The organism is Streptomyces sp. URMC 126 (assembly GCF_051386555.1).
In the GTDB taxonomy this organism is placed as follows: domain Bacteria; phylum Actinomycetota; class Actinomycetes; order Streptomycetales; family Streptomycetaceae; genus Streptomyces.
The window spans coordinates 1-8195 of record NZ_JBPQTX010000306.1; the positions used below are offsets into that span (position 1 = coordinate 1).

Annotated in this window: 7 protein-coding genes; 3 read left to right on the forward strand and 4 right to left on the reverse strand. The window is 76.7% G+C overall.

Annotated elements, in window-relative coordinates; translation table 11 throughout:
* On the forward strand, positions 1–1384 hold a 1384-nt coding region (locus ACSNOK_RS27290), incomplete at its 5' end, for a M20/M25/M40 family metallo-hydrolase (RefSeq protein ID WP_436783445.1).
* Positions 1385–1523: 139 nt separating this feature from the next.
* A complete protein-coding gene (locus tag ACSNOK_RS27295) occupies positions 1524–2609 on the forward strand; it encodes a branched-chain amino acid aminotransferase (protein ID WP_436783446.1) in 1086 nt (361 codons plus the stop codon).
* A gap of 65 nt (positions 2610–2674) precedes the next feature.
* On the opposite strand, the gene ACSNOK_RS27300 is transcribed toward ACSNOK_RS27295, so the two are convergent.
* A complete protein-coding gene (locus ACSNOK_RS27300) occupies positions 2675–4228 on the reverse strand; it encodes a sensor histidine kinase (RefSeq protein WP_436783447.1) in 1554 nt (517 codons plus the stop codon).
* Positions 4225–4893, reverse strand: coding sequence for a response regulator transcription factor (locus ACSNOK_RS27305; RefSeq protein ID WP_436783448.1), 669 nt, complete (start codon positions 4891–4893; stop codon positions 4225–4227). Before ACSNOK_RS27305 ends, ACSNOK_RS27300 begins: the two co-directional genes overlap by 4 nt.
* Before the next feature lie 120 nt (positions 4894–5013).
* On the opposite strand from ACSNOK_RS27305, the gene ACSNOK_RS27310 reads away from it, so the two are divergent.
* Positions 5014–6735 carry a glycosyltransferase gene (locus ACSNOK_RS27310; RefSeq protein WP_436783449.1) on the forward strand — a complete coding sequence of 574 codons (1722 nt, stop codon included), beginning with the start codon at positions 5014–5016 and terminating at the stop codon, positions 6733–6735.
* An 18-nt stretch (positions 6736–6753) separates the two neighbouring features.
* On the opposite strand, the gene ACSNOK_RS27315 is transcribed toward ACSNOK_RS27310, so the two are convergent.
* Positions 6754–7287 (reverse strand): hypothetical protein, encoded by a 534-nt coding sequence (locus ACSNOK_RS27315; RefSeq protein WP_436783450.1) that lies wholly within the window; start codon positions 7285–7287, stop codon positions 6754–6756.
* Positions 7288–7348: 61 nt separating this feature from the next.
* Entirely contained in the window at positions 7349–7753 is a 405-nt protein-coding gene (locus ACSNOK_RS27320) for a hypothetical protein (RefSeq protein ID WP_436783451.1), read from the reverse strand.
* Between the last annotated feature and the right edge of the window lie 442 nt (positions 7754–8195).

Genomic DNA, 8195 nt, shown 5'->3' on the forward strand with positions numbered 1-8195 from the left:
CCCGGCCCCCGCCGCCACGGCCGCCGCCCGCGCCGACGCCGAGCGGCTGGCCGGACGGCTCGCGTCGGAGGTCACCGCGGCCGGGGCCTGGCGCCACTTGGAGGCCTTCCAGCGCGCCGCCGACGAGCACGGCGGCGTCCGCGCCGCCGGCACCGAGGGGTACGACGCCTCGGCCCGCTACGTCACCCGGCGGCTGACCGAGGCCGGCTACCGGGTCCGCGTCCAGCGCTTCTCCTTCCCCGACAGCGTGCCCGTCGCCCAGACCGCCGAGGTCACCGCCCCCGCCCCGCGCACCCTGCACCCCCTGCTCGCCCGGTTCTCCCCGGCCACGCCGGACGGCGGATGGCGCGGACGCCTGGCCGTCCTGCCGGGGAACGCGCACGGCTGCGACGCCGCCGACTACGCCGGGGACGTCCGCGGCTACGCCGTCCTCGCCCGGTACGGCGGCTGCGACCTGGCCCGCAAGACCGAGCTGGCCGCCGCGGCCGGCGCCGCCGCCCTCCTGGTGAACGTCGACCAGCAGCCGGCGGGGATGAACATCCGCTCCACCGTCCGTCCGCCCGCCGTGGCCCGCGTCCCCACCGCCAACCTGCCGCGCGGCGAGGCCGAACAGCTCACCGCCGACGCCGCCCGGGGACCCGTCGAGCTCTTCCTCGACCTCCGCGGCCGTGCCGTCACCACCGACTCGTACAACCTGCTCGCCGACACCCCCACCGGACGCGCCGACCGCACCGTCATCCTGGGCTCGCACCTCGACAGCGCCACCGAGGGCCCCGGCCTCAACGACAACGGCAGCAGCGCGGCCATGGTCCTGGAGACCGCCCTGCGGCTCGCCCCGCACGCCGGCGAGGTCCGCAACCGGGTGCGCTTCGCCTTCTGGGGCGCGGAGGAGGAGGGGATGATCGGCTCGGGCCACTACGTCGACGGGCTGAGCGAGCGGGAGCGCCGGGAGACCGCGCTCGTCCTCAACTTCGAGACCATCGCCTCGCCCAACTACGCCCGCATGGTCTACCACGGCACCGGCACCGTGCCGCCCGGCACCGACACCGTCGAGAAGGTCTTCACCGACCGCTTCGCCCGGCGCGGACTGCCCACCGTGCCAATGGAGTTCGACGGCCGTTCCGACTTCGCGCCGTTCATGGCCGCCGGTATCCCCGCCGGGGGCGGCTCCGCCGGCTACAACCACCTCAAGTCGCCCGAGTGGCAGCGCCTGTTCGGCGGCGTCGCCGGCGAACTCACCGACCCCTGCTACCACCAGACCTGCGACACCCTCGCCCACCTCGACCGGACGATCCTCGGCCAGTTCGGCGACGCGATGGCCTGGGCGACGGCCCGTTTCGCCGTGGACGTCTCCGACGTCGGGGCCGCCCGCGCCGGCCGCTGAGACGCGGGCCGCCGAGAGACCGCGTCCGTCGAGACCGCATCCGCCGAGGCGCCGGCCGACGGCCCGGGCCGCGCGCCCGGGCCGTCCGGTGCCCGGCGGCACTTACCATGACGGGACCGCCCAGCGTGAGGAGTTGGCCATGAGCACCGCCTTCCCCCTGACCCGGACGACCCGCCCCGTCCCCGCGGCCGAGCGCGCCGCACGGCTCGCGGAACCGGGCTTCGGCCGGTACTTCACGGACCACATGGTCACCGCCACGTGGACGCGGGACGGGGGCTGGCACGACCGCGGCATCGGCCCGCTCACCCCGTTCACCCTGCACCCCAGCACCGCCGTCCTGCACTACGCGCAGGAGATCTTCGAAGGCCTGAAGGCCTACCGGCACGCCGACGGAAGCGTCTGGCTCTTCCGCCCGGAGGCCAACGCCCGCCGCTTCGCCCGCTCCGCGCGCCGGCTGGCCCTGCCCGAACTGCCCGAGGAGGACTTCCTCGCGAGCATCGAGGGACTGGTGCGGGCCGACGAAGCGTGGGTCCCCGTCCCCACCGGCGAGGAGAGCCTCTACCTGCGCCCCTTCATGTTCGCCTCCGAGGCGTTCCTCGGCGTACGCCCCGCCGCGGAGGCGCGCTACTCGGTGATCGCCAGCCCGGCGGGCCCGTACTTTCCCTCCGGCGTCACCGGCGTCACCCTGTGGATCAGCGGCCGCTACACCCGGGCCGCCCGGGGCGGCACCGGCGCCGCCAAGTGCGGCGGCAACTACGCCGCCGGGCTGGCCGCCCAGATCGAGGCCCAGCGCAACGGCTGCGACCAGGTGCTGTTCCTTGACAGCGCGGGCCACGGCACCCTGGAGGAGTCCGGCACCATGAACCTCTGCCTGATCACCTCCGACGACGAACTCGTCACCCCGTCCCTCGGCACCATCCTGGAAGGCGTCACCCGCGACACCGTCCTCACCCTCGCCCCGGAACTCGGCCTCACCCCCGTCGAACGCACCGTCACCCTCGACGAACTCCGCACTGCCGCCGCCGACGGCCGCGTCACCGAGGTCTTCGCCGCCGGCACGGCCGCGGTCGTCACCCCCATCGTGGGCTTCAAGAGCGACGACCACGCCTTCCCCATCGCCGACGGCACCCCCGGAAAGAAGACCCTGACCCTCCGCGAGCACGTCCTGGACATCCAGTTCGGCCGCGTGGAGGACCGGCACGGCTGGCTACGGCGGGTGGTCTGAGACCCCGTCCCGCGAACCCCGGCCCCTCACCGCCGCACCCTGGGAACTCCGGCGCGCCACCCACCTCACCCGGCGGGCGCGGCCCGGACCACCGCGCCGGACGCGACGCCGGCCCCCGGGAACCGGCCGACCGCCCGCGCCCCCCTGCCGGCGTCGGCCAGGCACAGGGTCCCGCCGTGCAGCGACGCGATCTCGCGGGAGATCGCCAGCCCGAGGCCCGCGCCCCCGGACGCTCGGGCGCGCGCGTCCCCCCGCCGGCCGAACCGCTCGAAGACCCGCTCCCGATCGGCGGCCGGGACACCAGGCCCGTCGTCGGACACCTCGACCACGACGGTCCCGCACGCCTCACGACACAGCGTCAACTCCACGGCCGAACCGGCATGACGGCAGGCGTTGTCCAGCAGATTGCGCAGCAGCCGCTCCAACTGCACCGCGCTGCCGCACACCTCGACCGGCTCCCCGCCGGTGACGCAGTCGATCCGCAGCGGGCGCTCCCGGCGCCGGTGGCGGTACTCCTCGGCCAGGTCGTGCGCGAGGCCGGCCAGGTCGACCGGCGTATCGCCGGGCGGCACGCCCCCGTCCAGCCGCGCCAGCAGCAACAGGTCCTCGCTCAGCCGCTGCAACCGGACGACGTCGTCGAGCGCGCTCCGCACGGCGGCCGGCCAGTCGGCCCGCTCGGGATGGGCCAGGGCAGCCTCCAGCGAGGTCCGCAGGCCGGTGAGCGGGCTGCGCAGTTCGTGGGAGGCGTCGGCGACGAACCGCCGCTGCAACTCGGCCGCGTTCGCCAGCCGGTCGAGGATCGCGTTGGTCGTCACCGCCAGCCGGGCGATCTCGTCGTCCGACGCGGGCACGGGCACCCGCCGGTCCAGCGAACGGGCCGTGATGTCCTCCAGCTCCCGGCGGATGGCCTCGACCGGGCGCAGCGCCCGCGCGACCGTCACCCAGGCGGCGCCGGCCAGCAGCGCGGCGCCGGCCGGAGGCCAGAAGAACATGCCCCAGCCCAGGGTGGACGAGTAGCCGGCGGGGTTCTCTCCCATGTGGGACGCCCACCACAGACCGCCCGGCAGAAGGAGCGCGCCCCCGGCACCGGCCGCGAGGGCCGGCCGCGCCCGGAGCGACAGCGTCCGCCAGGAGGGTTCCGCCGCCGCCCACGTCCCGACGGCGACGACCAGGGCGACGACGGGGGCGGCGACCAGCGGCCCCCACAGGGCCGCGTAGCGGCCGGCGCCGAGCGGGTCGCCGGCGTGGTACTCGCGGAGCCAGTCGGCCAGCGCCGTGACCTGCCAGGCCGTCAGACCGCCCGCGACGACGGCGGCACGGATCCGGGGCCCGCGGGGCGCCCCGCCGGCCGTCCAGGCGGCGGCCGCCACCAGCAGAGCGCCCACCGGGACGCCGAACCGCCGGATCCACCCGATCGCCGGGCCGACGCGACCGGGCGGCGTGGACCCCGGGAAAGAGGCCGAACGGTATCCGGCGCGCGCGGCGCCGGCGACGTCCGCGTGGTGCAGCAGGAGGACGCCCAGCAGCACCACGCCGGCCGCCGTCAGCGCGGCCACCGCCCCGGCCCGCACCCGGGGTCTGACCGCCGCCCCCAGCGGCGGCCCGGCAGCCGCGCTCATCGGGCGCTCACCCGGTAACCACCGCCGCGCACCGTCCCGATGGTCGCGCACCCGAACGGCGCGTCCACCTTCCGGCGGAGCGCGCTCACGTACACCTCGACGATGTTGAGGTCGCCGTCGTACTCGGCCGACCACACCTGCTCGACGACGTCCGTCTTGGACACCACCTCGCCGGGACGCCGCATCAGGCACTCCAGGACGGCGAACTCCTTCGCCGTCAGCCGGACCGGCACCTCACCCCGCCGGCAGGACCGGTCCGCCGGATCGAGCCACAGGTCGCCGACGTTGAGGACCGCCCGGCCCCCGCCGCCCCGCCGCAGCAGGGCCCGCAGCCGCGCCTCCAGCACCACGTACGAGAACGGCTTGGCCAGGAAGTCGTCGGCGCCGGTGTCCAGGGCCTCGGCCTCGTCGTACTCGCCGTTCTTGGCCGTCAGCACCAGGACCGGGGTGGTGACGCCCGCCGCCCGCAGCCGGGCGCAGACCCGGTAGCCGTTGAGCCCGGGCAGCATGACGTCGAGAACGATGGCCCGGTACGGGTGCTCGCGTGCCAAGTGCAGCCCGGTGAGTCCGTCGTGGGCCAGGTCGACCGCGTAACCGGCGGCGGACAGGCCTGTTCGCAGGGAGGCGGCGAGCCGTTCCTCGTCCTCGATCACCAGCAAGCGCATCCGGCCAGTATCGCGGGGCCGGCAGGGCCGGCTGAAGAAGGCTTCAGCTTCCTTCAGCATCCCTTCAGCGGCGCCGGGAGACCATCCCCGTCCCCCGTCCGCCGCTTCCCGAGGGACCACATGCCGACCGTCCCGCTCCCACCGTCCGCCGTTCCCGTCCCGTGCCCCCGCCGCCGGTGGGAGGCCGCCGCGTCGCGGGTCCGGCGGCCGGCGCTGGTGCTCGCGGTCCTCGCCACCGGCGCCGCCGTCGCGCAACAGGCCCTGTTCGCCTGCGGCTTCGGCGACCGAGTGCCCGGCCGGCAGCCGTGGCCCTTCCTGCTCCTCGCCGCGCCCGCCTGGACGGTGGCCCGCCCCTGGGCGGGACGCCGGGCACCGGCCGTCCTCCTTAGGTGGGCGGACGCCTCGCGGCGCGTGCCCGCGTGGGCCGGCGCCCTCGCCGTGCTCGCCGCGGCCGGCGCCGTCTGGGCCGCTCTCCAGGATCACGAGCCCCTGATCGGCCACGAAGAGGCGGTGTACGCGAACAAGGCCCGCTCCTGGCGGGACGGGACGCCCGCCGCGGGCTGGGGCGAGTACCGCCCGCCGGGCCTCCCCGCCCTGGGCCGGCTCGCGCTCGCCGTGCACGACGACGTGGGCGCCCTGCGGGCGGTCGCCCTGCTGCTGACGCTGTTCACCCTGGCCGTCACCTGGTGGGCCGCCGCCCGCTGGACCACTCCCCGGCAGGCGGTCCTGGTGACGCTCCTGGTGCTGGGCGGACTGGGGTTCCTGCGCAGGGTGCCGGAGTTCCTCAACGACATAGGGGCGACGGGCCTCTTGCTGCTCGTCGTCGTCCTCCTGGTCAGGGCCCAGGAGGCGCCGGGCCCGCTGCCGCTGCCCGCCGCGGCCGGAGCCGCGCTGGCCGCCTTCCACCTCCGCTACGGCGTGGTGGGGAGCCTGGCCGGCGTGGCCCTCGCCGCCGTCCTCGCCTACGGGCCGCGGGCCTGGGCGGCCCAATGGCGTCGCCTCGCGGTCGCCGGCGGCGTCCTGCTCGCCGGGCTCGTCCCGCACTGCGTCCACGCCGTCCACGAGACGGGCTCCCCCCTGGGCCTCCTCCTCGACGCCACGGACCGGGCCAACCGCTCCTACCCGGGCGACGGGCTCGTCTACTACCTCGCCGTCTTCCCGTACCGGCTGGCCGGGGACCTGGGAGCGGTCGTCATGACGGCCGGCCTCTGCCGCGCCGCCGCGGCCGTCCGCCGGCTGTGGCGCCGCCGCGCGCCGGCAGCGCCGGACGGGAGCCGGCCCCACGACCGGCGCCACGCCTTCCTGGGGCTGACCGCCGTCCTCGTCCCCGTCGTCCTCGGCACGGCCACGGACGGCGAACCGCGCTTCGTCTACCTGCCGGTGGTCCTGCTCACCATCCTCGGCGTCCGGCACCTGGCCGAGCGGGCCGGACGGGCGGCCCGGCCGCTGCTCGCCGCCGTCGCCGTGCTCGCGGCCGTGACCGTGCCGGCCACCGCCCAGTACGTGGCGCGGGTCGCGATGCCGAGGCCGATGGCCCAGCACGCGTCGACCGTGCCCGTCGCCCGGGAGCTGGCGGAGGGTCGGCGTCCCTGTCTGGTCGTCACCGCCTACGAGCCCGAGACGGGCTGGTACTCGGGCTGCGACGCCGTCACCTTCGCGCAGTACGAAGCCCGTCCCCGGCCGGCCGCCGGGATTCGCACCAGCTTCGTCCTTTACGCCCGCGGGCGGCTCCAGCCCGGCCGGGCACGGCTCGCGGAGCTCGTCGGGGACCGCGACGTCACCGTACGGGTGCGGGAGACCCGCGGCGCGCTGGGCCGGGCCACCGTGATCACGCCGAGGTGATCCGCGCGGACGCCCGGGTTACTGTCCGCGGAAGGTCTGCACGCCCTTGCGGCAGCCGCGGGTCCAGGCGTCAGGGTAGGCGGTGCCGGCCTTTTCGGCGCGCTTCTCGCAGCCGCCCCAGACGACCTCGCGGACGGCCGCGCCCTTGCCGCGGGCCTCCAGGACGTCCTGGCCGGTGTCGAAGCCGTCGTCGTAGGCGGATTCGGAGGTCTCCTCGTCGTCCCCGTCCTCGTCGCCGGGATCCGCCGCCTCGTCGTCCTCTTCGTCGTCCGGGACGTCGTCGCCGGCGCCCTCGTCGTCCTCGTCGAAGGCGCCGGCCGTGTCGTCGGCGGCGTCCTCGTCCTCGGGGGCGGGCGTCTCGTCGTCGCCGGGGGTCGCGTCGCTCGCCGTGCCGGGGCGCCGGAGGTCGTCGCGGGGCCCGTCGCCGGTACCGCAGGATGTCAGCAGGAGGGAGGACGCGGCCACCGACACCAGGAGAACGGGCAGGGCCCGGCGCGGGCGCCGGGCGGGAGGAGCCGGGGGCCGGTCCTCGGGAACCGTCTGTTGTGCCATGCGACGTACGGTACGGGGTGCGGGCCGCCCGCCGCTCGGCCGGCCCGGCCGCCCCCTCCGCTCAGCCGGCGGGCGGGGCGCCGGTGGCCGGTGTGAGGAGGAGGCGCACCTCCAGCTCGTGCTCGCCCGGCACGGTGCCGTGCTCCTCGACGCCGAAGGCCCCGGCCAGCTCCTCCCGCACCTGGCGCACGGGCTGCGCGGCGCCGAACAGGTCCACGGTCACGGGCGCGTCGAGCGGGACGGGGCCGGGGTCGGTGCGCGGCCGGCGGGTGCGGGTGTCGACCACCGTGCACCAGACGACGGGCTTGCCCGGAGCCGTCCCCCGGCCCTCGCTCCGCTCGGCGAGGAGGGTGCCGGGGGAGGTGGGGAAGGCGGCGTCCAAGGCGGCGATGACCGCGTCGGCGGTCTCCCGGCCGCAGCCGGTCAGATGGATGCTGACGTGGTCCGCGCTGTCCGGGTCGGTCACCGGGAGCTCCTTTGCGTCGTGCCGTCGTGCCTCGTGCGGTGCCGTCGTGCCGTGTTCGCCGTGCCGGTCGTCCGCCGCCGGCCGTTGCCGCCGGGCCCCGCCGGGCCTCGGCTCGACCGTACGGGACGGCCGGGCCCCCGGCACCCCGGGACGGGGCCGTCCGGGGCGGGCGCCCGCGGCGTCCGTGCCGGGTACCCCCTGAGCTGGGGCGCATGCCCCGAGTGGCCCAGTGGGACCCCGTTCGGCCCTGCCGGGCCGGGCCCTGATCCCCGATCCTGGACGAATGGGATGACCGGAACAACGGGAACAACCGGGACGACCGGGTGGCGCCGGCCGCGCCGCCCACGAGGGAGAGCGGTCCGTGATCACACGCATTCGCCTGCCACACCGGCACCTGGCGCCGCCGGGGCGCCCCGGGCCCCCGCCCGAGCCGCCCCGGCGG